24 protein-coding genes and 1 pseudogene are annotated in these 23,609 nt (G+C 74.6%); 15 read left to right on the top strand and 10 right to left on the bottom strand.

Translation table 11 applies throughout. From position 1 onward, the window contains the following. Positions 1–175: 175 nt before the first annotated feature. Complete coding sequence (gene aat / locus ACQ5SO_RS04255) at positions 176–829, top strand: leucyl/phenylalanyl-tRNA--protein transferase (protein ID WP_430940334.1); 654 nt, start codon at positions 176–178, stop codon at positions 827–829. Here aat and ACQ5SO_RS04250 read toward each other — a convergent pair. From ACQ5SO_RS04250 to ACQ5SO_RS04235, 4 genes are all read right to left on the bottom strand, one after another. Further along, entirely contained in the window at positions 748–1,365 is a 618-nt protein-coding gene (locus ACQ5SO_RS04250) for a DUF2155 domain-containing protein (RefSeq protein WP_430940333.1), read from the bottom strand. The two genes, aat and ACQ5SO_RS04250, sit on opposite strands and share 82 nt — an antisense overlap. Next, positions 1,362–2,153 (bottom strand): class I SAM-dependent methyltransferase, encoded by a 792-nt coding sequence (locus ACQ5SO_RS04245; RefSeq protein WP_430940332.1) that lies wholly within the window; start codon positions 2,151–2,153, stop codon positions 1,362–1,364. The genes ACQ5SO_RS04250 and ACQ5SO_RS04245 overlap by 4 nt, the downstream gene beginning before the upstream one ends. After that, positions 2,150–2,602, bottom strand: a complete 453-nt coding sequence (gene mlaD, locus ACQ5SO_RS04240; protein WP_430940331.1) for an outer membrane lipid asymmetry maintenance protein MlaD — start codon at positions 2,600–2,602, stop codon at positions 2,150–2,152. The genes ACQ5SO_RS04245 and mlaD overlap by 4 nt, the downstream gene beginning before the upstream one ends. 489 nt (positions 2,603–3,091) lie before the next feature. Then, positions 3,092–3,472: an NADH:ubiquinone oxidoreductase subunit NDUFA12 gene (locus ACQ5SO_RS04235; RefSeq protein ID WP_430940339.1), complete on the bottom strand. Its 381-nt coding sequence runs from the start codon at positions 3,470–3,472 to the stop codon at positions 3,092–3,094. Positions 3,473–4,301: 829 nt separating this feature from the next. Between ACQ5SO_RS04235 and ACQ5SO_RS04230 the strand changes: the two genes are divergently transcribed. Beyond that, on the top strand, positions 4,302–4,826 hold the full coding sequence (locus tag ACQ5SO_RS04230) for a DUF1353 domain-containing protein (protein WP_430940330.1): 525 nt from the start codon (positions 4,302–4,304) through the stop codon (positions 4,824–4,826). A gap of 108 nt (positions 4,827–4,934) precedes the next feature. On the opposite strand, the gene ACQ5SO_RS04225 is transcribed toward ACQ5SO_RS04230, so the two are convergent. The 4 genes from ACQ5SO_RS04225 to ACQ5SO_RS04210 form a co-directional block, all read right to left on the bottom strand. Further along, positions 4,935–6,308 carry a bifunctional enoyl-CoA hydratase/phosphate acetyltransferase gene (locus tag ACQ5SO_RS04225; protein WP_430940329.1) on the bottom strand — a complete coding sequence of 458 codons (1,374 nt, stop codon included), beginning with the start codon at positions 6,306–6,308 and terminating at the stop codon, positions 4,935–4,937. A 122-nt stretch (positions 6,309–6,430) separates the two neighbouring features. Further along, positions 6,431–7,318: a DMT family transporter gene (locus ACQ5SO_RS04220; RefSeq protein ID WP_430940328.1), complete on the bottom strand. Its 888-nt coding sequence runs from the start codon at positions 7,316–7,318 to the stop codon at positions 6,431–6,433. Between the two features lie 97 nt (positions 7,319–7,415). Beyond that, complete coding sequence (gene tpiA / locus ACQ5SO_RS04215; RefSeq protein WP_430940327.1) at positions 7,416–8,162, bottom strand: triose-phosphate isomerase; 747 nt, start codon at positions 8,160–8,162, stop codon at positions 7,416–7,418. A 250-nt stretch (positions 8,163–8,412) separates the two neighbouring features. Beyond that, positions 8,413–8,754, bottom strand: a complete 342-nt coding sequence (locus ACQ5SO_RS04210) for a hypothetical protein (RefSeq protein WP_430940326.1) — start codon at positions 8,752–8,754, stop codon at positions 8,413–8,415. 173 nt (positions 8,755–8,927) lie between these two features. Between ACQ5SO_RS04210 and ACQ5SO_RS04205 the strand changes: the two genes are divergently transcribed. Next, positions 8,928–10,502, top strand: coding sequence for a hypothetical protein (locus ACQ5SO_RS04205; protein ID WP_430940325.1), 1,575 nt, complete (start codon positions 8,928–8,930; stop codon positions 10,500–10,502). On the opposite strand, the gene ACQ5SO_RS04200 is transcribed toward ACQ5SO_RS04205, so the two are convergent. Next, positions 10,480–10,839, bottom strand: a complete 360-nt coding sequence (locus tag ACQ5SO_RS04200) for a HesB/IscA family protein (RefSeq protein WP_430940324.1) — start codon at positions 10,837–10,839, stop codon at positions 10,480–10,482. The two genes, ACQ5SO_RS04205 and ACQ5SO_RS04200, sit on opposite strands and share 23 nt — an antisense overlap. Before the next feature lie 198 nt (positions 10,840–11,037). Between ACQ5SO_RS04200 and chrA the strand changes: the two genes are divergently transcribed. Beyond that, positions 11,038–12,270, top strand: a complete 1,233-nt coding sequence (gene chrA / locus ACQ5SO_RS04195; RefSeq protein WP_430940323.1) for a chromate efflux transporter — start codon at positions 11,038–11,040, stop codon at positions 12,268–12,270. Between the two features lie 59 nt (positions 12,271–12,329). On the opposite strand, the gene ACQ5SO_RS04190 is transcribed toward chrA, so the two are convergent. After that, complete coding sequence (locus ACQ5SO_RS04190; protein WP_430940322.1) at positions 12,330–12,698, bottom strand: SUF system Fe-S cluster assembly protein; 369 nt, start codon at positions 12,696–12,698, stop codon at positions 12,330–12,332. A 160-nt stretch (positions 12,699–12,858) separates the two neighbouring features. Between ACQ5SO_RS04190 and tgt the strand changes: the two genes are divergently transcribed. The 11 genes and pseudogenes from tgt (at position 12,859) to ACQ5SO_RS04135 (ending at position 23,568) form a co-directional block, all read left to right on the top strand. Next, a complete protein-coding gene (tgt, locus tag ACQ5SO_RS04185) occupies positions 12,859–13,986 on the top strand; it encodes a tRNA guanosine(34) transglycosylase Tgt (protein ID WP_430940321.1) in 1,128 nt (375 codons plus the stop codon). Positions 13,987–14,289: 303 nt separating this feature from the next. Further along, positions 14,290–14,622, top strand: a complete 333-nt coding sequence (locus ACQ5SO_RS04180; RefSeq protein WP_430940320.1) for an STAS domain-containing protein — start codon at positions 14,290–14,292, stop codon at positions 14,620–14,622. 72 nt (positions 14,623–14,694) lie between these two features. After that, a pseudogene (locus ACQ5SO_RS04175) lies at positions 14,695–15,013 on the top strand (response regulator). Then, on the top strand, positions 15,013–17,082 hold the full coding sequence (locus tag ACQ5SO_RS04170) for a chemotaxis protein CheA (RefSeq protein ID WP_430940319.1): 2,070 nt from the start codon (positions 15,013–15,015) through the stop codon (positions 17,080–17,082). Before ACQ5SO_RS04175 ends, ACQ5SO_RS04170 begins: the two are co-directional and overlap by 1 nt. After that, positions 17,079–17,591 carry a chemotaxis protein CheW gene (locus ACQ5SO_RS04165; protein ID WP_430940318.1) on the top strand — a complete coding sequence of 171 codons (513 nt, stop codon included), beginning with the start codon at positions 17,079–17,081 and terminating at the stop codon, positions 17,589–17,591. Before ACQ5SO_RS04170 ends, ACQ5SO_RS04165 begins: the two co-directional genes overlap by 4 nt. A gap of 13 nt (positions 17,592–17,604) precedes the next feature. Then, positions 17,605–19,296 carry a methyl-accepting chemotaxis protein gene (locus ACQ5SO_RS04160; RefSeq protein ID WP_430940317.1) on the top strand — a complete coding sequence of 564 codons (1,692 nt, stop codon included), beginning with the start codon at positions 17,605–17,607 and terminating at the stop codon, positions 19,294–19,296. Beyond that, complete coding sequence (locus tag ACQ5SO_RS04155; protein WP_430940316.1) at positions 19,293–19,865, top strand: chemotaxis protein CheW; 573 nt, start codon at positions 19,293–19,295, stop codon at positions 19,863–19,865. Before ACQ5SO_RS04160 ends, ACQ5SO_RS04155 begins: the two co-directional genes overlap by 4 nt. 52 nt (positions 19,866–19,917) lie before the next feature. Further along, positions 19,918–20,709: a CheR family methyltransferase gene (locus ACQ5SO_RS04150; RefSeq protein ID WP_430940315.1), complete on the top strand. Its 792-nt coding sequence runs from the start codon at positions 19,918–19,920 to the stop codon at positions 20,707–20,709. 58 nt (positions 20,710–20,767) lie between these two features. Continuing rightward, positions 20,768–21,925 (top strand): protein-glutamate methylesterase/protein-glutamine glutaminase, encoded by a 1,158-nt coding sequence (locus ACQ5SO_RS04145; protein WP_430940314.1) that lies wholly within the window; start codon positions 20,768–20,770, stop codon positions 21,923–21,925. A gap of 11 nt (positions 21,926–21,936) precedes the next feature. Continuing rightward, positions 21,937–22,857 (top strand): hypothetical protein, encoded by a 921-nt coding sequence (locus tag ACQ5SO_RS04140; RefSeq protein WP_430940313.1) that lies wholly within the window; start codon positions 21,937–21,939, stop codon positions 22,855–22,857. 33 nt (positions 22,858–22,890) lie between these two features. Beyond that, a complete protein-coding gene (locus ACQ5SO_RS04135) occupies positions 22,891–23,568 on the top strand; it encodes a hypothetical protein (RefSeq protein WP_430940312.1) in 678 nt (225 codons plus the stop codon). The last annotated feature ends 41 nt before the right edge of the window (positions 23,569–23,609 follow it).

The raw sequence follows: 23,609 nt of genomic DNA, 5'->3' as shown, positions 1-23,609 counted from the left end.
CCCCCCCCCCCCCCCCCCCCCCCCCCCCCCCCCCCCCCCCCCCCCCCCCCCCCCCCCCCCCCCCCCCCCCCCCAGTCCCGCAAGGGCCCATGCGTCCCTGACGCCCTTCCAAGACGCCCCGGCCCGCACTACCCTTTTAATCGCCCCCCTCCTGCCGGGGCCGACCAGAGGGGCCATGTCCGAATCGCTCGACTTCCGCATCACGCCGACCCTGCTCTTGCGGGCCTATGCCGCCGGGGTGTTCCCGATGGCGCAGTCCGCGGATGCCGAGGACATCTTCTGGGTCGACCCGAAGCGGCGCGGGGTCCTGCCGCTCGACGCCTTCCACGTTCCGAAATCGCTGAAGAAGCGCATCCGCAAGGGCGGCTTCTTCGTCACCTGCAACCGCGACTTCAAGGGCGTGCTCGACGGCTGCGCGGGGCGGGAGGAGACCTGGATCAACCCCGAGATCGCGCAGCTCTACACCGACCTCAACGCCGCCGGGCGTGCGCAGTCGATCGAGGTGTGGATGGACGGGGTGCTGGCTGGGGGGCTCTACGGCGTCTCGCTCGGCTCGGCCTGGTTCGGGGAAAGCATGTTCTCCCGCCGTCCCGACGCCTCGAAGATCGCGCTGGTCTGGCTGGTGGCGCGCCTGCGCCACGGGGGCTACACCCTGCTCGACACCCAGTTCGTCACCGGGCACCTGGGGCGGTTCGGCGCGACCGAGATCGACCGCGCCGATTATCACCAGCAGCTCGAGGACGCGCTTCAGCGCGAGGCGGATTTCTTCGCGTTGTCCGAGGGGGCCCCGGCCGAGCGGGTGCTGCAGCTGAGCACCCAGACGTCGTAACGCTGGTGATCGAGCGCCGAGAGCGACGGCGCCGAGGCCACCATCCACCCGTCGAAGCGCGGGGCGTCCTCGCGCATGTCGGTGATCCGCAGCCAGGCATAGGCGTCCGGCGGCAGCTCGGGCGGCTGCGCGCGGCAGGCGGCGAGCTCGATGCGCAGCCGCGCGCGCTCCACCACCTCGCCCACGGGCACGTCGAAACTCTCCACGTCGCCGCTCATCTTGTCGAGGAGCCGCAGCCGGGCCGAGACCCCGGCCACGGTGTGCGATTCGGGGCGGGTGTAGGTGGGGTCGGTCCAGGTGTTGGGCGCCGCCTCCATCCCCTCGGGCGGCGGGGGCGCAAGGCGGAACAGGCTGCGCGCCTCGCCCGGGGCCGGGGCGGGTTCGGCGTCCGGGTCGAACTGCTCGAGCCCGCCGCCCGCCGCGCCGCCGCGCGGGACCTGGTCCTGCCGCGGCTGGGTCAGGTCGCGCACGATCTGCGCCTCGGCCGCCGGCGCCGCCGCCAGCAGCGCGAGAAGAACGAGCCCCGCGCGCATCATGCAGGCGCGCCCAGCACGGCCGAGAACCGCAGCCGCACGTAATCCACCGACCAGTTCCCCGCGAGGTCCTGCAAGGAGGGCGCGCAGAGGCGCACCGCATCGGCCCTGGCCGCCGCGCGTTCGCCTTCCGGCAGCGCCGCGAGGATCGGCGGCGCGAAGGTGTCGAGCCAGCCCGCCAGCCCCGCCGGGACCGGCGTCGGGCGGGGGATCAGCTCCATCGAGCGCACGTCGAAGCCCGCATCCACCAGGCGCGCGCGCTGCTCCTCCGGCGTCGGGAAGGACCAGATCGACCGCAGGTCGTAGGACGCGCCGCGCTTCTCCATCGCCGCCTGCAGGGCCACGGCGACGGCGGCGACATTGCCATGCCCGCCCTGCTCGGCCACGAAGCGGCCCCCGGGCTTCAGCGCCTTCGCCACGCCCGCGAAGACGTCCGCGGGGCGGGTCATCCAGTGGAGCGCGGCGTTGGAGAACACGGCGTCGAACGGCGCCTGCTCCGCCGCCCAGGCGGCGAGGTCGTGCCCGTCGACCACGTGGGCGTCGAGGCCCATGGCCTTCGCCGCGGCGATCATGTCCGGGGACGCGTCGACGCCGACCACCTCGGCCCCGGCCTCGGCCAGAACGCGGGTCAGCGGGCCGTCGCCGCAGCCCAGGTCGAGGATCCGCTCGCCCGGCTTCGGGGCCAGCAACTCCACCACCGGCATGCCGAGATCGGAGACGAAGCGTACATTCGCCTCGTAGCGGTCGGCGTTCCAGTGATCGGGTTTGCCGGTCGTGTCGGGCGCGCTCATCCGCCCGCCCCCCCGGAGATGGCCTTGCCCACCAGGTCCAGCAGGTTCACCGAGCCTTGGGTGTAGGCGATCTCGTCCCCCGGCTCGAGCATGAACTCGGACCCGCCGGGGGTGACGGCGACATAGGCGCCGCCCAGCAGCCCCTCGACCGCGATGGCGGCGTCGCTGTCCTCGGGGAGTTGCACCTTGCTGTCGATGGAAAGGGTGGCGACGGCGCGATAGGTGGCGGCGTCGAGGGTCATGTCGCGGATGGTCCCGACCTTCACCCCCGCGATGCGCACGTCGCCGCCCACGGTCAGCCCCTCGGCCTTGCGGAAGGCGGCCGTCAGCTCGTACCGGTCGCCCGAGGAGACGCCGAGATCGGCGGTGCGCGCGGCATACACCAGGAAGCCCCCCGCCGCCGCCAGGACCGCCGCGCCGATCAGCGCTTCCGCCGCATTGTTCGCCATCGCTTGCAATTCCGTTCTGTGATCTGCGCCGCCCTTCGCGCGAAGGGCGCCTGGGTCAGGATATGGACCCCGAACCGGGGCGCGGGCAAGGCCGCGCCGCGACGAAATCCGGGAGGGGCGGCGCGGGGGCCACGCCTCGGGGCGGCGTCCCGGCCTGCAGGAGCGTCGCGCCCCGGGGAAGCGTCCCGCCCCGCAGGAGCGTCGCGCCCCGGCGAAACGCCCCGGCGAAGCGTCCCGCCCGGGGAAGGCCCCCGGCGGCGCCGCGCGCCCCGCGTCCCCCTAGGGTATGCGCCGGGGCGGCCGCGCTTCAAGGCCGGCGCACCGGGATGTGCGCGCGGGGGGCGGCCCGGCCCCGCGCCGCGGCCCCCGCGCCCCCGGCGCCGCCATCCCCGATACGCGACGGCGCGCCCCCGGGGGTCCGGGGACGCGCCGCTCGGGGCCGTCTCGCCGCGCCTGCCGCGCCCGGGAAGGGGCCGCGGGGCGGGGACGTCACTCGGGCTGCCAGGCCTCGTAATCGCCCGAGACCCGCGGGCGGGCCGAGGCGGTGGCGAGCGAGCCCGGCGGGTGGTACGCGCCGTCGACGCCGGTCAGGTTGGCCACGTGGGGCTTTTCCCAGGACTTGTGCGGCAGCGGCTTGTCGGTCGGCGGCTCGTCCCAGGTGAAGTGCAGCCAGCCATGCCAGTCGGCGGGGATGCGCGAGGCCTCGACCACGCCGTTATACATCACCCAGCGGCGCGAGCCGTCATGGTTGCGGTAGTACACGTTGCCCTCGGCGTCTTCGCCGACCTTGGTCCCGTGCCGGGAGGTGAACAGCCGGGTGCCCACGGTCGCGCCGTTCCACCAGGTCAGGTAGCGTTTCAGGAATTCGATCACGTCCGCGTCTCCGCCAGAAGTTCCAGCCTGTCGCCCCGCCGCCCGGGGCCGGGGCGGCCCCCCGGCGGGGGGCGCGTGGCGCCGCCCCGATCCGCGGCCCGGCCCCCGGCGCGCGCCCGGGTCGGGGCGGCGGAGACTCGGCCCGCGCGCGGCAGGCGCGCAAACCCTTTCGCGCCTTCTACCCCTCCGCGCCCGCCCGGTCCAGACGCGCGGCGCCGCAGGGGGCCGGCGCGCGACGGGAGAGCGGCGGGGGAGCGGTGGGGGAGCGGTGGGCGCGGCAGGTGGCGGCGATCCGGCGGCGGCGGCCCGGCGGCAGGGGGCGGCGGGACCCGAGAATCACCCCCGCCGCGCCCCCGCCCGACGCCGCGGCCATAGCGCCCCCAAGGCCGCCGCCCCCCCTCGCGGGAGGCTCCGGGGCGGCTGAAACATGGTTAACGCGGCCGCCGGATGCGAACAATCGCCCTGCGGTCGCGTGCGCCGTTGCGTAAGCTCGCCCTGCCGCGGCAAAAACATCACGACCATCCCCAAGTTGGGTGATGCGCTCGGGAAACGTGTCGCATTCTGCTGCGGGATACGCGGTCCGGCGCGCAGCGGCGAGGGTATTGCCACCTCGGCGCGACAGCGTCCCCCCCAGACGGCCGCGCGGCATCAAGGACGGGGCATGACCTCGAACAGCGGAGACGGATCGGGACGATTCCGCCTCGCCTCGCTTTCGCGCGGGCGCGGCATCCTTCCCACGCGGCCCAGCCCCCTCAGCGCGCCCCGGCGCGTCGAGGCGCCGGCGCCGCTGACTCCGAAACCGGACTGGAGCCCGCATCACCCCTACATGGCGGACCCGTACCCGCCCCGCTTCAAGTCGGTGAAGTTCCTGCGCCAGGACAGCGACCTGATGATCGCCCGCCCCCGCCTGCGGCTGCGCCCGGACGAGGACCGGGAGACGGAATACGTCCTGGCCCACGACTTCTCGGTGACCTTCGACGTGGACGGGCGGGAATGGACGGTGACGGCCCCGGCGGGGATGCTGACCGACCTCGCCACCTCGCGCTGGTTCACCAAGCCGATCCTCGGCCGGGTGGGCCCGCATCTCGAGGCCGCGATCCTGCACGACTACCTGTCCATCGCCTGGCAGGACGTGAGCACCCGCAAGGACCGCGCGCGCCCGCGCAAGGGGGATTTCGAGTTCTCCAACGCGGCGATGATGGCGATGCTCGAGCAGGTCAACCTGCACCCGGTGGTGACCTGGGGGGTGCGCAAGGTGATCACCTCGGAGACCGGCCGCCAGCGGTTCATCGATCCGAACCCCGAGCCGCGCTACGTGAAAGTGCCCCGCGGCGGGGCCTATCCCGACTGACGCGCAACGCCCGCCGCCGGGCGCCCGGCGGCGGGGTGGGTCGACGCACTGCGTCGACGAGCGCGAGGGGGAAGGAGGGGCCGGCGAGGCCCCTCCTTCCCCCTCGCTTCACTTCGTCCCGCGGGCCATCAGCACCGCGACCGCGCAGCTCGCCAGCCGCGCCTTCTCGTCATCCGCCCGGCTGGTGAGGATGATCGGACAGGCCGCGCCGACCACGATCCCCCCGGCTTCCGCGCGGGCGAGGAAGGTCAGCTCCTTCGCCACCATGTTCCCGGCCTCCATGTTCGGCGCCACCAGGATGTCGGCCCGGCCCGCCACCGACCCGGCGATGCCCTTGGTCTTCGCGGCCCCGAGATCCACCGCGTTGTCCATCGCCAGCGGCCCGTCCACCAGCCCGCCGGTGATCTGGCCGCGATCCGCCATCTTCGACAGGATCGCCGCGTCCAGCGTCGAGGGGATCGAGGGCGTCACCGTCTCGACCGCCGACAGAAGGCCCACCTTCGGCTCCTCGATCCCCAGCGCGAGGGCGAGGTCGATGGCGTTCTGCACGATGTCCTTCTTGGTCGCCAGGTCGGGGGCGATGTTGATCGCCGCATCGGTGACGAACAGCAGCTTCTCCCGCCCCGGCACGTCCATGACGAAGACGTGGGAGAGGCGCCGCCCCGCTCGCAGGCCATTCTCCTTGCGCAGGACGGCATGCATCAGGTCGTCAGTGTGCAGGTGCCCCTTCATCAGCGCCTGCGCGCGCCCCTCGCGCACCAGGTCCACCGCGGCCTCGGCCGCCTCGGGGTGATGCGGGGCGGGGACGATCTCCATCCCCGAGATGTCCAGCCCCTCCGCCTTCGCCGCGGCGGCGATGGCGTCCGGGTCGCCCACGAGGATCGGGCGGATCAGCCCCGCCTTCGCCGCGATCACCGGCCCGGCCAGCGCGTCGCCCTTCTCGGGCGCCGCCACCGCCACCGGCATCGGCGCGCCGCCGCCCGCGCGCTCCAGCAGCGCGTCGAAATGCTTGTGGCGCTCCAGCATCAGGTGCGGGGCCTCGACATCGTCGAAGACCAGCTTCTTCGTGGGCGCGCGCACCTCGGCCACGCCCGAGGCGACCTTCACCCCGCCCGCGATCTCGACGCAGGTGTCGAGCAGCACCTCGCCGCCGTCCCGCTTCTCCACCACCTCCACGGAAATGGTCAGCGGATCCCCCGCATGGACGCGGTTATGAAAGTGCAGCTGCTGCCCGAGATACACCGTCCCCGGCCCCGGCAGCAGGTTGCCCAGCACCGAGGAGACGAGCGAGCCGACCCACATCGCGGGCGCGATCGCCTCGGGGTCGCCGTCGCCATCGCCGTCATGCTTGGGCAAGTGCAGCGGGTTCATGTTCCCGCTCGCGTTGGCGAAGACGTAGAAGTCCTCGAGCGTCGCGGTGCGGTTGAGGCTGGCGCGCTGGCCGATTTCCAGCTCGTCCCAGGTCTTGTTCGAGAGTTTCATCGGGCGGTCCCTGTGCCTGCGCGGGCGCTGCGCCGCCCGCTTGAGAGATCATGCTGCATCGCCGCGAAGGAGGGAATGAGGCAGGTCAAGCGGCAGGCCGGTATGCGCCCCCCGCCGCGCCTTCAGCGCCGCCGCGGCGACAGCGCCAGCAGGCCCGAGGCGACCACCACCGCGCAGCCCAGCAGCATCAGCGGGTCGGGCCTCTCGGCGAACAGCAGCGCCCCGAGGCCGATGCCGAACAGCAGCCGCGTGTAGCGAAAGGGCGTGACCGCGGCGACGGCGCCGGTGCGCATCGCGGTCATCAGCGCCGCATAGGCGAAAACCCCCGCCGCCGCGGCGCCGCCGATGCGCGCGAGATCGGCGAGGGGCGGGAGGACCGGCGCCGCCCGCTCCCACGCCAGGCCGTAGACCGCGCCCGCGGCCATGATGGTCGCGAAGCCCCAGAACCCAAGGTGCGCCCAGTGCAGGCTGCGCGGCGCGGCGCGGCTGGCCAGGTCCCGGCCCGCGAAGCCCAGCATCCCCGCGACGGCGATCAGCGTCGCGGCCGAGAAGCTCTCGCCCCCCGGCCGCAGGATCAGAAGCACCCCGACCAGCCCCGCGCCGATCGCCGCCCAGCGCCGCGGGCCGACCCGCTCGCGGAACAGCCAGGCCGCGCCCGCCACCACCACCAGCGGCGTCGCCTGCAGGATCGCGGTGACGGTCGAGAGCGGGATCAGCGCCAGCGCCAGGGTGTAGAACAGCCGCCCCGCCAGCTCGGCCCCGAAGCGCAGCAGCATGGGGCGCGAGGCGACCTCGGGCGGCGCCGGCGGCAGGCCCCGGCGGATCAGCACGACCAGGAACGCGGCCCCGCCGAACAGCCCGAACAGCAGCATCACCTGCGCCACCGGCAGCGTGGCCGCGGCGGCCTTCAGCAACGCGTCCTCGACCGCGAAGCCCGCCATGGCGGCGGTCATCCAGGCGGCGCCGACAAGGTCGTCGCGGCGATCGGCATCGGGGCTTGCAGCGGTCATGCGGCGGGTCCGGGGACGGAAGGGCGGCGAGGCCGCGACGCGAAGGGGCGGCGCCCGGCCGGACGCCGCCCCTGTCGTCCGTGCAGGCTGCGGCGGCTCAGGCGCCGGCGGCCGCGACGATGCCGCCGAAATCGGCCGCCTTCAAGGAGGCGCCGCCGACAAGGCCGCCATCGACGTTCGAGACCGCGAAGATCTCGGCCGCGTTGCCCGGCTTGACCGAACCGCCATAGAGCAGGCGCACGCCCTCCGCGGCCTCGGCCATCTTCTTCACCAGCTCGTCGCGCATGAAGTCATGGACCTCGGCGATCTGCGGCAGGGTCGGGGTGCGGCCGGCGCCGATCGCCCAGACCGGCTCATAGGCCACCACGGTGTTCTCGGCGGTGGCGCCCGGCGGGATCGAGCCGGCGATCTGGTCGCCGATCACGGTCAGCGTCTCGCCCGCGTCGCGCTGGGCCTCGGTCTCGCCCACGCAGATCACGGCCACGAGGCCCGCGCGCCAGGCGGCCATGGCCTTGGCGGCGACGGCGGCGTCGTCCTCGCCATGGTCGGCGCGGCGCTCGGAATGGCCGACGATGACGGCCGCGGCGCCGGCATCGGCCAGCATCTCGGCCGAGACGTCGCCGGTATGCGCGCCCGAGGCGGCCGCGTGGCAGTCCTGCCCGCCGGTCTTCACCGCGGTCCCTTCAAGCGCCGCGGCCATGGCGGCGACCAGGGTCGCGGGGGGGCAGAGCAGCACGTCGCAGTTCGGGGCCGGGTGCTCGGCGGCCAGGGTCTTCGCCTCGGCCAGGGCGGCCTTGAGGCCGTTCATCTTCCAGTTGCCTGCGGCGAGCTTGCGGCGGGTCATGGGCGTCTCCTCGGGTGTTTTTCGGGCCGGGGAGAGGCTTATCAGCCCAGCGCGCGGGGACAAATGGCGCGCGGCGCCGCGGGCGTGGCGAATGCGAAGGGACCCGGGGACGGGGGAAATGCGAAGGGGCCGCGCGCCTTCCCGGCGCGCGGCCCCCTGTCGATGCCGGCTTCGCTTGCGTCGCCGCCCGCGCCCGGAGGCGCCCGGACGCGCCCCGCACGGGCGATCCCGTCCGGGGACGCGCCCTGGATCAGTCCGCGGCGACGCCGCCGGCGGACTTGATGCGGTAGGCGGCCTCGGCCTCGGCCTTCATCTTCTCGCCGCGGGCGACCATCTCCTCGCCGCGGTCCTGCATCTTCTCGCCGCGCGAGACGCGCTTCTTGCCGTCGGCCACCAGGTCGTCGCCATCCTCGATCATCTCGCGGCCCTCGGCGATCATCTCGTCGCCCTCGGACCATTTCGCGCCGATCTCGGCCAGCTCGCCGCCTTCGGACTGCAACCGGCCGCCGAAGCTGTTCGGATCGGGCGCGGTGGAGCAGGCGCCGAGAGCGGTCAGGGCGCCGAGGGCGGCGAGGGCGGAAAGGGTCTTCATCAGATCGGGCCTCCGGGGCCTTGGGCATGGCCGCGGCGCGGGATGCGCGCGGTCGTCACGGGGAAGTCAAATGGCGCGTGAATGCGTGAAATCAAGCGCCCCCGGATGGCGCGGCGGCGGCGGACATGCTTTGCTCGGCGCCCTGGACCTGAACCGAAGACGGGACGCGCCGCGTGAGACTGTTTCGAATTCCGGCCGCGCTCTGCCTCGGCGCCCTCGCGCTGTCGGGCTGCGGGCCGCAGACCGTCGCGGGCGGGGCCGCCGCCCCCGCGGCGCCGGTCGCCGAAGCCGCTCCCGACGCCCCCCGCGCCGCGCCCGAAGGGGTGCTGCCGAGGCTGCGGACCCACCCGCTCTCGCCCGACGCCACCGGGGACCCGGCGCGCAACGACGCGCTGGCCGCAAGGCTGCGCGCCCGCGCCGCCGCGATGAGCCCGGCGCTGAACCGCCCCGAGATCGCCTTCGCCGCCCATTCCGCCGCGCAGCTCGATTTCGACAGCGCGCTGGCCCGGCGCGACGGGGACGCGCTGCGCGCCGCCGACGCCGCGATGCGCGCGGCCGAGCGGGAGATGGCGGCGATCCCCGACGGCTACCGCGCGGCGGACCCGCGGGGCGGACTGCCCTGGGCCGGGAACGGTCCCGCGATCACGGCCGCGCTGGGGCTGCGCAGCGCCCTGCGCCGCTACGCCGCCGTCGCCCTGCTGGACCGCGCGCAGGAGGAAGCCGCCCGCGCCGCGCTGATCGCCGCCGCAGGGCGCGTGGCGGGCGCCGCCGCCGCGCCGGTCGACCGGGGCGGCGCCTGGCGGGTCGCCGTCAGCGCCCTCGCCGGGGTGCAGCTGCGCGACTGGAGCGCCGAACGCGAGGCGGAGCAGGAGGAGATGCTGAGACGGGCCGAGGCCGCCTTCGCCGCCGCCGGAACCCCCTTCGCGCGGCAGGAACTGGCCAACACCCGCCTCACCCGCGCGCTGATGCTCTCCGAGCGCGCGGCCCGCGCGCGCTCCCCCGCCGCGCTGGCCGAGGCGCGCCTGGCGCTGGCCGCCGTGCCGAAAGCCGACCTCGCCCCCGACGGGCAGGCGGTGCGCGACGTCGCCCTCGCCCGGACCATGTTGCAGGAGGCCGGCGCCTCCCCCGGCCGCGCGACGCTGCGCGAGGCCGAGGCGCTGACCGCCGCGGCGATGACCCGGGCCGAGGCGCTGAGCCCGCTGCTGCTGATCCAGGCGCTGCAGATCCGCGGCGTCGCCGTCTCGGCCCGCGCGATCGAGGAGCGGGACGCGGCGCTGCTGGCCAAGGCGCTGGCGGCGCTGAACCGCGCGCTCGAGGTCGCGGACCCGAAGGACCCGCAGCTCGCCGCCATGCGCCCGCAGCTGCGCTACCAGCTGGGGCGCGCCTACGGGGTGAAGGCGGACCTGTCGCGGGGTCTGGACGGGATCGCCGACGTCTCGTCGCTGCCGCTGTCGGCCTGGCACTGCGCCGCGGCGGCCGAAGCGCAGGCCGCGCCGGGGCGCGAGGCGCAGCGGATGCGCGCGCGCTGGTGCGAGGCGAAGGGGCGGATGCGGCTGGCGACCGAGGGGGGCGAGCACGCGCAGGTTCCCCTTGCGCGCGCGGCGGCCGAGGAGGTGCGCAGGCTCGCGCGCGGGCGCGACGACGCGCTGGCGCAGGAGGCCGACGCGATGCTCGACCTGCTGCGGATGATGGGGACGGGCGGCACGCCGCCGCCGGGGCTGTCGCTCAGCCGTTCTCGGCGAACTTGACCGATTCGCCGCAACCGCAGGCGTCGACGACATTGGGGTTGTTGAACACGAACCCGGATTCGAGCAGCGAGACCTTGTAGTCGATCTCGGTCCCGAACAGGAACATCTGCGCCATCGGGGCGATCATCACCCTTGCGCCGTCCTGTTCGATCACCTCGTCATGGGGGGCGATCTCGGTCGCTTCCTCCATGGTGTATTCCATGCCCGCGCAGCCGCCTTTCTTGACGCCGATGCGCAGGCCCTTCACGTCGCCCGCGTCTTTCTGCATCAGCCTGGCGATGCGCGCGGCGGCGGCGGGGGTGAGGGTCACGGGCGATTTGCCGGGGATCCCGAACATGGGCTCGGCTCCTGTCATGGCGGAAGGGGTGCTTGCGGTGCAAAATATGACTCCGCGGCGCCATGTTCAAGCGGCCCCGGGGCCGCGGGGCGTCACGAAACCGTCGCTGGACGGGCGCCGGGCGGCGCGGGATGACGGGGGCGACGGGGCCGAGGCGCCCCGCGGGACGGGGGATCGGCGATGCAGCGGGGCGCAGGGATGGACGGCGCAGGAACGGGCGGCGCAGGGACTGACAGCGCAGGGACGGGCGGAACCGGGACGGGCCGCGAGGGTTTCGTCGCCATTTTCCTCGCCTTCCTGCGCCTCGGGCTGACGGCCTTCGGCGGCCCGGTCGCGCATATCGGCTTTTTCCGGGAGGAATTCGTCGCCCGCCGCGGCTGGCTGTCCGAGGCGCGTTACGCGGAACTGGTGGCCCTGTGCCAGGTGCTGCCCGGCCCGGCCTCCTCTCAGGTCGGCTTCGCGCTGGGGCTGATGCGCGGGGGATGGCGCGGGGCGGCGGCGGCGTTCCTGGGGTTCACCCTGCCCTCGGCGCTGGCGCTGGCGCTGTTCGGCGCGGCGGTGGCCGGGGCGGCGGATCCGGGGGCCGGGTGGCTGGTGGGGCTGAAGGCGGCGGCGGCGGGCGCGGTGGCGGCGGCGCTCTGGGGCATGGCGCAGGGGCTGGCGCCGGACCGGGCGCGGCGGACGCTGGCGCTGGCGGCCGCCTGCGTCGCGGCGCTGGCCCCGGGGGTGTGGGGACAGCTCGGCGCCGTGGCGCTGGGGGCCGCGGCGGGCCTCGCGCTGCGCCAGGGCGCGGCGGCGGGCGGGGACGGGCGGCTGCTGCCGGTGTCCCGCGCCGCCGGGACCGCGGCGCTGGCGGGATTCGCGGCGCTGCTGCTGGGGCTGCCGCTGCTGGCGGGGCTCGGGGAAGGCTGGGCGCTGGCGGACGGCATCGCCCGCGCGGGCGCGTTAGTCTTCGGCGGCGGGCACGTGGTGCTCCCGCTGCTGCAGGCCGAGGTGGTGGAGACCGGCCTCGTGCCCGCCGAGACCTTCCTTGCAGGCTACGGCGCGGCGCAGGCGGTCCCGGGGCCGCTCTTCACCATCGCGAGCCACCTTGGCGCGGCGGTCTCGGGCGCCTCGGGGGCGGTCATCGCCACGCTGGCCATCTTCGCGCCCGGCTTCCTGCTGCTGGTCGGCGCCGCGCCGTTCTGGGAGGGGATCCGCACCCGCGCCCCCGCCCGCCACGCGCTGGCCGGGATCAATGCCGCCGTCGTGGGCCTGCTGCTCGCCGCCTTCTGGGACCCGGTGCTGGTGACCGCGGGCGCGACCCCGGCGGGGTTCGCGCTGGCGCTGGCCTCGGGCGCGGCGATGGGGATGTGGAAGCTGCCCCCGGCCCTCGTGGTCCTCGGCGCCGCGGCGCTGGGACAGGGGGCGGCGCTGGCGGGGCTGCTCTGAAACGCAGACGGCGCGCCCCGGGGGGGCGCGCCGCGTGTCAGGTCGGGCGCGGCGCGCCGTCAGATGAAGCCCAGCTCCAGCTTCGCCTCGTCCGAGAGCATGTCCATGCCCCAGGGCGGCTCCCACACCAGGTTGACGTTGACCGTGCGCACGCCGGGGATCGGCTCGACCGCATCGACGATCCAGCCGGGCATCTCCCCCGCCACCGGGCAGCCGGGGGCGGTCAGGGTCATGTCCACGTCGACATCCGAGTCGGCGTTGATCTCGATCCGGTAGATCAGCCCGAGATCATAGATGTTCACCGGGATCTCGGGGTCGTGGACCGTGCGGATCGCCTCGACCACGCTGTTGAACAGCGGGTGATCGTCCGAGAACGGGCCCAGCATCGCCTCGCCCTCGGCAGGTCCGTCGGTGTGGCTTCCGTCCATGGCGGGATTCCTGATAGTTGGGGTCGGATTTGCCTGACATATAGAAAGCATGGGGCCCCGCGTCCAGCGCAGTCGGCCCCGCCTGCCGCGACGCGGCGGCTTTGACACCGGCCCCGGCGCGGCTTACGCCCTGATCCGACCGCCGATGGAAGGAACCGCCATGTCCCGCTTCAGCTTCGAGGTGCACGCCAAACAGGGCCGCGCCCGCACCGGCCGCATCGACACCCCGCGGGGCGAGATCCGCACCCCCGCCTTCATGCCGGTCGGCACCGCCGCCACCGTCAAGGCGATGCTGCCCGAAAGCGTGCGCGCCACCGGGGCCGACATCCTGCTGGGCAACACCTATCACCTGATGCTGCGTCCGACGGCCGAGCGGATCGCCCGCCTCGGCGGCCTGCACACGTTCATGGGCTGGGAGCGGCCGATCCTGACCGATTCCGGCGGCTTCCAGGTCATGTCCCTCGCCGACCTGCGCAAGCTGACCGAGGAAGGCGTGTCCTTCAAATCCCATATCGACGGCTCCAAGCACATGCTCTCGCCCGAGCGGTCGATGGAGATCCAGAAGCTCCTCGGCTCCGACATCGTGATGTGCTTCGACGAATGCACGCCCTACCCGGCGGAGAAGGACGTGGCGGCGACCTCGATGCGCCTGTCGATGCGCTGGGCGCAGCGGTCGCGCGACGCGTTCGGCGACCGGCCGGGCCACGCCCTGTTCGGCATCCAGCAGGGCAGCACCTTTGAAGACCTGCGCGGCGAAAGCTCGGAGGCGCTGCGCAAGATCGGCTTCGACGGCTACGCCATCGGCGGGCTGGCGGTGGGCGAGGGGCAGGAGGAGATGTTCAAGGTCCTCGACTACGCCCCCGGCCTGCTGCCCGAGGACAAGCCGCGTTACCTGATGGGCGTGGGCAAGCCCGACGACATCGTCGGCGCGGTGCAGCGAGGGGTGGACATGTTCGACTGCGTGCTGCCCAGCCGCTCGGGGCGCACCGGGCAGGCGCTGACCCGGATGGGCGCGGTCAACATCCGCAACGCGCGGCACGCGGACGACCCGCGCCCGCTCGATCCCGAATGCAGCTGCCCCACCTGCACCGGCTGGTCGCGCGCCTACCTGCACCACGTCAACAAGGCGCAGGAGATCATCGCCTCGATGCTGCTGACCTGGCACAACCTGCATTACTACCAGGAGCTGATGCAGGGCCTGCGGGACGCCATCGCCGCCGGGACGCTGGACGATTTCGTCGCCGCCTTCCACGCGCGGCGGGCCGAGGGGGACATGCCGCCCCTCTGAGCAGGCGCAAGGCTGCAGGCCGCCCCGGCGCAGGGGGCGGCGCATGACGGGCGGCCGGGCGGCCGGGGCTCCTGCCCCGGCCGTCCTGCGTTCGGGGCGCCCCCGCCCGCCCCTTCGCCGCCCCCCCGGCAGGCCCCCGGCAAGCCCCCGCGCACAGTTTGTCGCAGCGCGGCGCCCGTGCTTTCAACGACTTGCGCGCTGTCCCTTGAAATTTCGCGCAATTCAATGCGCCGTGGGTCAGCCTTCCTAAAACAGTGCGGCGCAGATTGCCCCCGTCGCGACCGACTGGACGGGAGGGGGGCGATGCCCGCCGAAAGCGACTTGCAGATCCGACGGAGCGGCCATCTCGACCTCGCCGCCTGCGCCCCGTTGGCCGAGGAGCTGGGCGCCCATCTCTCCCTGCCCGGCGCGCGGATCCATCTCGACCTCGACGACTGCCCCTCGGTCGGCCTCGGGCCGCTCCAGGTGATCGTCGCGGCCATGCACGAGGCGCGGGCCCGCGGCGCCGGCCTGTCCGTCTCGGCCCCCGCGGGGGGCGCGGTGGCCGCCGCGCTCGACCGCGCCGGCTTCACCGCCGCCGACGAGACGCCCGTCATCACCGACGAAACCTGGCGCGGCCTCGCGCCGCTCGACTGAATTTCAGACCGAAGGAGATCGCGCAAGGGACGCACGGTCCTCGCCATCGACGATTCCGCGTCGCTTCGAAACATGATCCGCGCGACCCTCGGGGGCCGCCGGCTATGACGTCATCCTCGCCGCCGACGGGCGCGAGGGGCTGAAGGCCGCGCAGGGCCGCCCCGTGAACGCGGTGCTGACCGACCTCAACATGCCGGTGATGGGCGGGATGGAGTTCATCCGCCATTACCGCGCCGCCCCCGGCTCCAAGGGCGTGCCCGTGGTGGTCCTGACCACCGAGACCGACGACGCGCTGAAGCGCGAGGCGCGGGCCGCGGGCGCCACCGGCTGGCTGGCCAAGCCCTTCGACCAGGGCAAGCTGCTGGACGTGATGCGCAAGGTGCTCGGCTGATGGCGTCGGACGACGCCGAGGCGATCTTCCTCGAGGAAGCGGCGGAGCTGCTGGAGGCGCTGGAGCAGGCGCTTCTGGACCTGCGCGAGCGGCCCGGCGACATGGACCTGGCGAACGCCGCCTTCCGCGCGCTGCACACCTTCAAGGGCTCCGGCGCGATGTTCGGCTACACCCGGCTCGCAGCCTTCATCCATGATTTCGAGACCGCCTTCGACCAGGTGCGGACCGGCGCCGCGCAGGTGACCGAGGCGCTGGTCGCCGTGTCGCTCGAGGCGCGCGACCTCGCCGCCACGCTGGTGGCCGAGGGCGCGGGCGCGGCCCCCGAAGACGGCGCGGCCGAGGCGGAGGGCGCGCGGATCCTCGCCCACCTGCGCGCCGCCCTGGGGACCGACGCGGCCCCGGCGGGCGGCGAAGACGCCGCGGCCGCGCCGGGCGGGACCGCGCCGGGCGCCCCGGACGCGCCCGGCCCGCTGCGCCTGCGCTTCCGCCTCGCGCCCGACAGCCTGGTCAATGGCTGCGACCCGCTGCTGCTGCTCGACGAGCTGCGCGAGCTCGGCGCCACCGACATCCGGGCCGACCTGTCGGGGATCCCGACGCTGCCCGCCCTCGACCCCGACGCCTGCGTCACCGGCTGGGAGATGCTGCTGCCCCCCGGGATCGACGAGGCGCGGGTGCGCGACGTCTTCATGTTCGTCGAGGAAGGCATGACGCTGGAGCTGGCCCCGGCCCGCCCCGCCCCCGACGCCGCCGACGCCGACGCGCCGATGGACACGCCCGCGCGGGCTCGGGACGGCGCCCCCGCAATCCCCGCCGCGCCCGCCGCCGCCCCGCCCCGCCGCGCGGCGGCCGAAAGCGCCCCGGCCGAGGTCGGCGGCGGCACGGTCCGCGTTCCGGCCGAGCGGCTGGACGAGATGATGGACCAGATGGGCGAGCTGGTGATCGCCCAGGCCCGCCTCAACCGGATCGCCGAGCGGTCCTCGGACCCCGCCCTCAAGGCCGTGGCCGAGGAGATCGAGCGCCTCGCCGCGGGCCTGCGCGATTCCACCATGGGCATCCGCATGGTGCCCATCGGGTCCCTGTTCGGCCGCTTCCGCCGCCTGGTGCACGACCTGTCCGACACCCTCGGCAAGCCCATCGCGCTGGAGATGTCGGGCGGCGAGACCGAGCTCGACAAGACCATGATCGAGCGGCTCGCCGACCCGCTGGTCCACCTGATCCGCAACGCCGCCGACCATGGCGTCGAAGCCCCCGAGGCGCGCGCCGCGGCGGGCAAGCCCGAAACCGGGACCATCCGCCTGTCGGCCGAATATGTCGGCGCCGAGGTGATGATCCGCATCAGCGACGACGGCGCCGGGCTCGACCCCGCCCGCATCCGCGCCAAGGCCGAGGCCGCGGGGCTGATCGACCCCGGCGCGGAGCTGCCCGAGGCGGCGCTGCACCGGATGATCTTCGAGCCCGGCTTCTCCACCGCCCAGCAGGTCACCTCGCTTTCCGGCCGCGGCGTCGGCATGGACGTGGTCAAGCGCACCATCGAGGGGCTGCGCGGCGCCATCGACGTCGACTCGGGCCCCTGGCGCGGGACCTCGGTCACCCTGCGCCTGCCGCTGAAGCTGGCGATCATCGACGGGCTGCTGGTGGGCGTGGGCGGCGAACGCTACGTGATCCCCCTCGCCGCGGTCGAGGAATGCGTCGCGCTTCCGCACGAGGCGCGGGGCGGCGGCGACGGGGCCGATTTCCTCAACATCCGCGGCGCGCTGGCGCCGTTCCTGCGGCTGCGCGAGCTGTTCTCGGTCTCGGCCCCGCCGGACCTGTGGCAGAAGGCGGTGGTGATCCGGTCGGGCGACCGCCGGGTCGGCCTCGCCGTCGACCAGGTGCTGGGCGCCAGCCAGACGGTGATCAAGCAGCTCTCGCCGCTGCACGCGCGCCTGCGCCTGTTCTCGGGCGCCACCATCCTCGGCGACGGCTCCGTCGCCCTGATCCTCGACATGCTGCAGCTGATCGAACTCGGGCGCACGCTCGAGGCGCCCGAGCCGCCGCGGCGATCCGGCCCGGCGGAGGAAGCGGCATGACCGGCACGACCGAAACCCGGCCCGGCGGCGACGAGCCGACGGGCGCGCAGGTGGTCACGATGCTGATCGGCGACCAGCTCTTCGCCATCGACGCCATGCGGGTGCGCGAGATCATCGACCCCGCCGGGGTCACCCGCGTGCCCACCGCCGACCCGTTCTGCGAGGGGCTGATCAACGTGCGCGGCGCGGTCGCCCCGCTGGTGGATTTCCGCGTGCCCTTCCGCATGGAGCGGCGCCCGGCGGGCCCAGACGCGCGGATCGTCGTGCTCGACCTGCGGGTCGGGTCCGAGGACCTGAGCGTCGGGCTCCTCGCCGACAAGGTGCTGGACGTCGCGGTGATCGACGACGCCCGGGTCGACCCGCCGCCCGACGTCGGATCCCGCTGGCCGCCGCATTGCGTGCGCGGCATCGGGCGGCACGAGGGCGCCTTCGTGGTCCTGCCGCATCTCGAGAACATCTTCGCGTCCTCCGCCCATGGCGGCGTGCAGGGCGCGGCGCAACATTCCTGAAGGACTTCCTCCCATGCGCTTCACGCTCAAGGCCAAGCTCGGCCTCGCCTTCGGCCTCGTCATCCTGCTCGCCGGGTCGGGCATGTTCCTCGCGATCTCGCGGCTCGGCGACCTCAACGCCGCCATGACCCGGGTGGTCGAACGCGACGCCTACCTGATGGAGGTCGCGGCCGAGATGCAGATCAAGCAGCTGCGCGCCCAGCGCGACCTGCGCGGCCACATCCTGGCCGACACCGTCGCAGACCGGCGCACCTACGAGGCCGCCTATGACCAGGCGCTGCGCGACGTCGAGGCCGCCTATGCCGAGGCCCTGCGCCTGACCACCGAGGAGGGCCAGCGCGCCCTGTCCGAGATGCGCCGCTACTGGGAGGAGCTGGGCCGGATCAATGTCGAGGTGCTCGAGTTTTCCAAGGACGGCCGCGCGGCCGAGGCGAAGGTGAAGCTGAACGAGGAAGGCAAGCGCGCCTGGCTCGGGATGCTCGGCTCGCTCGACGAATTCTCGGCCCGCCAGAAAACCCTGATGAAAGAGGCCGCGGTCAGCGCCGACGAGGGGTATGAGCAGAGCCGCATGATCCTGATCTCCGTGCTCCTCGGCTCCGCCGTCATCGGCGCCGCGGCGGCCTTCTGGATCGTCATGTCCATCTCCCGCGCGCTGCGCGGCGCGCTGGAGCTGACCGACGCCGTGGCCGCGGGCGACCTGTCGGCCGAGGCGCGGATCCACGGCGACGACGAGATTTCCGACGTCATCCACTCGATGAACCGCATGACCGCCCGCCTGCGCGAGGTGGTCGGCGAGGTGACCTCGGCCGCCCGCAACGTCGCCTCCGGCTCCGAGGAGATGTCCTCGACCGCCGAGCAGGTGAGCCAGGGCGCGGCCGAGCAGGCGAGCTCCTCCGAGGAAGCGTCCTCGTCGATGGAGGAGATGGCGAGCACCATCAAGCAGACCGCCGACAACGCCGCCCGCACCGAGGAGATCGCGCGCAAGTCGGCCGACCATGCCCGCGATTCCGGCGAGGCCGTGGGCCGCGCGGTCGAGGCGATGAAGACCATCGCCGAGAAGATCCTGGTGGTGCAGGAGATCGCGCGCCAGACCGACCTTCTGGCGCTCAACGCCGCGGTCGAGGCGGCCCGGGCGGGCGAGCACGGGCGCGGCTTCGCGGTCGTCGCCTCCGAGGTCCGCAAGCTGGCCGAGCGCAGCCAGAGCGCGGCGGCCGAGATCTCGGGCCTGTCGGCGGACACCGTCGGCGCCGCCGAGGCGGCCGGGGAGATGCTGGGCCAGCTGGTGCCGGACATCCTGCGCACCTCGGAGCTGGTCGAAGACATCTCGGCCGCGACGCGCGAGCAGACCATGGGCGCGGGCCAGGTGAACACCGCCGTCCAGCAGCTCGACAAGGTGACCCAGCAGAACACCGCCGCGGCGGAGGAGATGTCGGCCACCGCCGAGCAGCTGGCCAGCCAGGCCGAGCAGCTGCAATCCGCGATCGGCTTCTTCCGCGTCGCCGGCGGCCAGGAGACCCGGCGCGCCGCGCCGCGCCCCCGCGCCGCCGCCGCCCGCGGCCCGGTCCGCAAGGCCGCTTCCCGTGCGGCCAACGCGGCCCATGCCGCCCCCAGCCGCGGCGGCTTCGCGCTGGATCTCGGCGACGGCGAGGATGAGCTCGACGCCCAGTTCGAGCGCGCCGCCTCGGGCAAGGGCCGCGCGGCATGAGCGGGTTCGACCTCTCCCTCGACGCGCCCGGTGCGCGGCGCGGGAACGGCGGCGCGGCGCCGGCCGGTCCGGGCCCGGATGACGGGTCCGGCGAGGACGGCCCCCGCGATGACGGGATCCGCGATGACGGGCAGTTCGTCACCCTCGGCGTGGACGGCGACACCTACGCCGTCCCGGTCGAGCGGGTGCAGGAGATCCTCGACCTGCGCCCCGTCGCCCGCCTGCCGCGCAACGCCTCGGCCATGCTGGGGATGATCGACGTGCGCGGCCGCTCGGTCCCCGTGGCCGACCTGCGCGCGCTGCTCGGCCTCGGCTGCGGGATGGATGACCACGACACCCGGATCCTGGTCCTCAGCCTGTCCGACGGGCGGGTGGCCGGGCTCAAGACCGACCGGGTCTACGAGGTCGCCGCCCTCGACCGCGGCGCGCTGGAGCGGCCCCGCGGCGACGGCCCGCGGATGGACGCGGTGGCCGGGATCGGCCGCCGCGACGGCGCCTTCGTCGCCGTGCTCGACGCCGACCGCCTGCTCGGCCGCGAAATCGCGACCTTCGGCGCCTCCGGGCGCTGACGGCCGCCCCATTGCCGCGACCGCGTTCAACCCGGGTCTTCCAGAGATGACGATGCTTCACGACGACCGGCTTTCGCCCGAGGATTTCGCGCGCGTCTCCGCGCTGGCGCAGCAGGAGACGGGGATCCAGCTGCCCCCCTCCAAGCGGGTGATGCTGGAGGGACGGCTGCGCCGCTGCGCCCGCGACGCGGGGGCGACCTCGCTGTCCTCCTGGTGCGCGGGGGTGCTGTCCTCGGGGCGCGGCGGGTCCGAGTGGCGGCGGCTGATCGACGCCGTCACCACCAACAAGACCGATTTCATGCGCGAGCCGGCGCATTTCGAGCTGCTGCGCACCCGCATCGTGCCCGAGCTTCTGCGCGGGCGCGCCCGGCGGCTGAAGGTCTGGAGCGCGGCCTGCTCCACCGGCGCCGAGCCGTGGTCCATCGCAATGACCCTGGGCGACCTGAAGCAGGACGGCGCGCAGGAGTTCGACTTCGCGATCCTCGGCACCGACATCTCGGAACAGGCGCTGCGCCGCGCCGCGCAGGGCATCTACCCGAGCCAGGAGACCGCGCCCGTCGCCCCCCTGACCGCGAACCGCTGGCTGCGCCGCGGCCGCAGCGGCGACATGGCCGGGCAGGTGCGCATCGCGGCCGAGCTGCGCCGCCGCGTGTCCTTCGCGCGCATCAACCTGATGGACGACCGCTACCCGGTGGACGACGACGTCGACGTGATCTTCCTGCGCAACGTGCTGATCTATTTCGACCGCGAGACGCAGGGCCGCGTGATCGGCCGGCTGCTGCGCCACCTGCGCCCCGGCGGCTGCCTGCTGCTGGGCCATGCCGAACCCTATGTCGGCCCGTAAACGCGGTCGAAACCATCGCGCCCGCATCCTTTCGCAAGCACAGGACGGAGGGGGCGGCATGAACGCGCCGACGCGGGGAGCCGGGCCGATCCGGGTGCTGATCGTCGATGACAGCGCCTCCATGCGGCAGGCGCTGACGCGGATCGTGGAAGCTGACCGGCGGCTCGAGGTGATGGCCACCGCGGCCGATCCCTATGTCGCGGCCGACCGGATGCGGCGCGAGGCGCCGGACGTGATCCTGCTGGATCTCGAGCCGCCGCGCATGGACGGCGTCACCTTCCTGCGCAAGCTGATGGCCCAGCGCCCCACCCCGGTGGTGATCTGCTCGAGCCTCGCGGCCGAGGGGTCGGTCCCGTTGATCGAGGCGCTGGAGGCCGGGGCGGTGGACGCCATCGCCAAGCCGCAGGCGGGCGGGACCCGCAGCCTCGAGGAACAGGGCGCGGCGATCCGCCAGGCCCTGGTCGGGGCGGCCTGCGCGCGGCTCGGCGGTGCGGAACGGCGCAGCGGGGCCGAGCGGCGCGGCCCGGCGCAGCACGCCCCGCCCGAGCCGAAGCTGCGGGTGGAGCGCATCATCCCGACGATCCCGGACGGCAAGCTCGCCGGTCATGTCGCGCGCATCCCGCCGACGCCGCCGGTGCTGTGCATCGGCGCCTCGACCGGCGGCACCGACGCGCTGCAGGTGCTGCTGCGCGGGATGCCCGCCGACGCGCCCGGCATGGTCATCGTCCAGCACATGCCCGAGCATTTCACCGCCACCTTCGCGCGGCGGCTCGACGCCATCTCCGCGATGACGGTGCGCGAGGCGCGCGACGGCGACACGCTGGCGCCCGGCCTCGCGCTGCTCGCCCCCGGGGCGCTGCACATGGCCCTGCGCCGCTATGACCGCGCCTACCGCGTCGCGGTGTTCGACGGACCGCCGATCTCGCGCCACCGCCCGTCGGTGGACGTGCTGTTCCGCTCGGCCGCCTATGCCGCGGGGCCCAACGTGGGCGCCGCGATCCTGACCGGCATGGGCGACGACGGGGCCGAGGGGATGCTGGACCTGCACCGCTGCGGGGCCCGCACCCTGGCCCAGGACGAGGCGAGCTGCGTCGTCTACGGCATGCCGCGCGAGGCGCTGGAGCGCGGCGGCGCGCAGCGGTCGATCCCGCTCGACCGCATCGCCGGGGCGCTGCTCTCCGAGGCGGGCCGGGCCAGGGCGGTCGCCGGGCGATGAGGGGACGCGCCGTGTCAGCGCAGCCCGCGCCCGGGCGGCCCGCATCCATGCCCCCCGGCCCGCGGGCCGAGGCGATCGACGCCGCCCGCCGGCTGGTGGACGAGGGCTACGCCGCGGCGACCGAGCCGCTGGTGGACGCCACCATCGCCGTCAGCGGCGCGCTGGAGTCGTTCCGCGCGCTGTCCGAGGAGGCGCGGCAGACCCCGCTCGCCGCCCTGTCCGGCGCGATCGGCGAGATCCGCGCCGCGGCGGAGACCATGGACGCCCACGGCGCCGACGGGGTGCGGGCCGGGCGCGCGCTGCGCGCCACGCTCAAGACCGCCGACGATGCGCTGACCGAGCTGCGCCGCGTCGCCCGGACCATCGACATCGTCGCCCTCGGCGCCCGCGTGGCCGCCGCGCCGCTGCCGCTCGGGGCCCGCCTGCGCGCGATCTACACCCGGGAGATGAGCGAGGCCGCCGCCGAGCTCTCCGCCTCCGCCGCGCGGGTCGAGGAAGCCCGCGCAGGGCTCGCCGCCGCGATGGAGGAGGTCGAGGCCCTGGCCGGGCGGCTCGGCGCGCTGCGCCTGATCGCCGTCGCCCCGGCGCTGGACCGCGCGCTCGAGGGGCTGCGGGCCCATGCCGAGGACGCCCGCGCCCGTGACGGCGCGCGCAAGACCTCGGCCGAGCGGGCGCTGAAGGGCCTCTCCAACCTGATGAGCGCGCTGCAGATCAGCGACGCGGTCTCGCAGCGCCTCGACCACATGGCCGGGCTGCTGCGCCGGGCCGAGGAGGAGGACCTGCCCCCCGCCGCGATGGCGACGGCCAAGGCGCTGGCCGACGGCATGATCGCCGTCGCCGCGGCCGAGTTCGCGGACCGCCGGGCGGACTGGCGGGACGCGGCGGCGGTGCTGCGCGACACGCTGGCCGGCGAGGCCGCGCGGGCCGCCTAGGGCGCCCCGTCCGAGGCCGGGGCCACCGCCGCGATGGCCGAGGGGCTGCGCCGGGCCGAGGACCGGCTGACCGCGGGCCGCGCCGAATACGCGCGGCTCGGCGACGCCAACGCGCGGCTGGAACAGGCGGTGCAGGGCATTTCCGGGCGCCTGTCGCACCTGCGCCGGGCCGAGCGCCGGATCCAGACGCTGAGCGTCAACGCCGCGATCAGCTGCGCGCGGGCCGGGCCGGACGGGCGCGCGCTGATGGTGATCTCGAACGAGATGGCGGAGTTGACGACGTGGGTGCGTGACAAGTCCGCCGCCGCCGCCACGACGCTGGAACGGACCGCCGCCATGGCCGCGGCGCTGATCGGCGCCGACGCCTCGGCGGCGGCGGACCAGCTGGAGCAGGCCTGCCGCAGCGCCGCCGACCTGCTGGAGAGCCTCGAGCGGCATGTCGGGGAAACCGGGCGGCGCGGGGCCGACGCGGCCGCCGGCGTGGCGACCGTGGTCGCGGCGCTGGACGGGCTCGGACCCGCGGCGCGGCCCGCGCATGACGCTGTGGCGGCGCTGGCCGACGAGGCCGCGGCGCGGGACCTGGTTCCGCCACGCGGCGGCGCCGCGGACGAGGCGATGGGCGACTGGTTCGCCGCCCGCCGCGCCGAGCTGTCGATGGAGTCGGAGCGCCGGGCCTTCGACGCGCTGCTGGAAGGCGCCCTGGCGGGCTGACCGCCGGGGCGGGGCGAGGGGAGGCGGGGTCGGCGCAGGCC

The organism is Rhodovulum sp. DZ06, assembly GCF_050586345.1.
Taxonomy (GTDB): domain Bacteria; phylum Pseudomonadota; class Alphaproteobacteria; order Rhodobacterales; family Rhodobacteraceae; genus JBOCEF01.
Note: the sequence above shows the minus strand (reverse complement) of the source record. Positions and strands in the feature narration are given on the sequence as shown.

Excerpts from the sequence above, each read along its gene's own strand:
- aat (WP_430940334.1), top strand. The coding sequence starts at position 176 with ATGTCCGAATCGCTCGACTTCCGCATCACGCCGACCCTGCTCTTGCGG.
- ACQ5SO_RS04250 (WP_430940333.1), bottom strand. The coding sequence starts at position 1,365 with ATGATGCGCGCGGGGCTCGTTCTTCTCGCGCTGCTGGCGGCGGCGCCG.
- ACQ5SO_RS04245 (WP_430940332.1), bottom strand. The coding sequence starts at position 2,153 with ATGAGCGCGCCCGACACGACCGGCAAACCCGATCACTGGAACGCCGAC.
- mlaD (WP_430940331.1), bottom strand. The coding sequence starts at position 2,602 with ATGGCGAACAATGCGGCGGAAGCGCTGATCGGCGCGGCGGTCCTGGCG.
- ACQ5SO_RS04230 (WP_430940330.1), top strand. The coding sequence starts at position 4,302 with ATGGCGGACCCGTACCCGCCCCGCTTCAAGTCGGTGAAGTTCCTGCGC.
- ACQ5SO_RS04225 (WP_430940329.1), bottom strand. The coding sequence starts at position 6,308 with ATGAAACTCTCGAACAAGACCTGGGACGAGCTGGAAATCGGCCAGCGC.
- ACQ5SO_RS04220 (WP_430940328.1), bottom strand. The coding sequence starts at position 7,318 with ATGACCGCTGCAAGCCCCGATGCCGATCGCCGCGACGACCTTGTCGGC.
- tpiA (WP_430940327.1), bottom strand. The coding sequence starts at position 8,162 with ATGACCCGCCGCAAGCTCGCCGCAGGCAACTGGAAGATGAACGGCCTC.
- ACQ5SO_RS04210 (WP_430940326.1), bottom strand. The coding sequence starts at position 8,754 with ATGAAGACCCTTTCCGCCCTCGCCGCCCTCGGCGCCCTGACCGCTCTC.
- ACQ5SO_RS04200 (WP_430940324.1), bottom strand. The coding sequence starts at position 10,839 with ATGTTCGGGATCCCCGGCAAATCGCCCGTGACCCTCACCCCCGCCGCC.
- chrA (WP_430940323.1), top strand. The coding sequence starts at position 11,038 with ATGGACGGCGCAGGAACGGGCGGCGCAGGGACTGACAGCGCAGGGACG.
- ACQ5SO_RS04190 (WP_430940322.1), bottom strand. The coding sequence starts at position 12,698 with ATGGACGGAAGCCACACCGACGGACCTGCCGAGGGCGAGGCGATGCTG.
- tgt (WP_430940321.1), top strand. The coding sequence starts at position 12,859 with ATGTCCCGCTTCAGCTTCGAGGTGCACGCCAAACAGGGCCGCGCCCGC.
- ACQ5SO_RS04180 (WP_430940320.1), top strand. The coding sequence starts at position 14,290 with ATGCCCGCCGAAAGCGACTTGCAGATCCGACGGAGCGGCCATCTCGAC.
- ACQ5SO_RS04170 (WP_430940319.1), top strand. The coding sequence starts at position 15,013 with ATGGCGTCGGACGACGCCGAGGCGATCTTCCTCGAGGAAGCGGCGGAG.
- ACQ5SO_RS04165 (WP_430940318.1), top strand. The coding sequence starts at position 17,079 with ATGACCGGCACGACCGAAACCCGGCCCGGCGGCGACGAGCCGACGGGC.
- ACQ5SO_RS04160 (WP_430940317.1), top strand. The coding sequence starts at position 17,605 with ATGCGCTTCACGCTCAAGGCCAAGCTCGGCCTCGCCTTCGGCCTCGTC.
- ACQ5SO_RS04155 (WP_430940316.1), top strand. The coding sequence starts at position 19,293 with ATGAGCGGGTTCGACCTCTCCCTCGACGCGCCCGGTGCGCGGCGCGGG.
- ACQ5SO_RS04150 (WP_430940315.1), top strand. The coding sequence starts at position 19,918 with ATGCTTCACGACGACCGGCTTTCGCCCGAGGATTTCGCGCGCGTCTCC.
- ACQ5SO_RS04145 (WP_430940314.1), top strand. The coding sequence starts at position 20,768 with ATGAACGCGCCGACGCGGGGAGCCGGGCCGATCCGGGTGCTGATCGTC.
- ACQ5SO_RS04135 (WP_430940312.1), top strand. The coding sequence starts at position 22,891 with ATGGCCGAGGGGCTGCGCCGGGCCGAGGACCGGCTGACCGCGGGCCGC.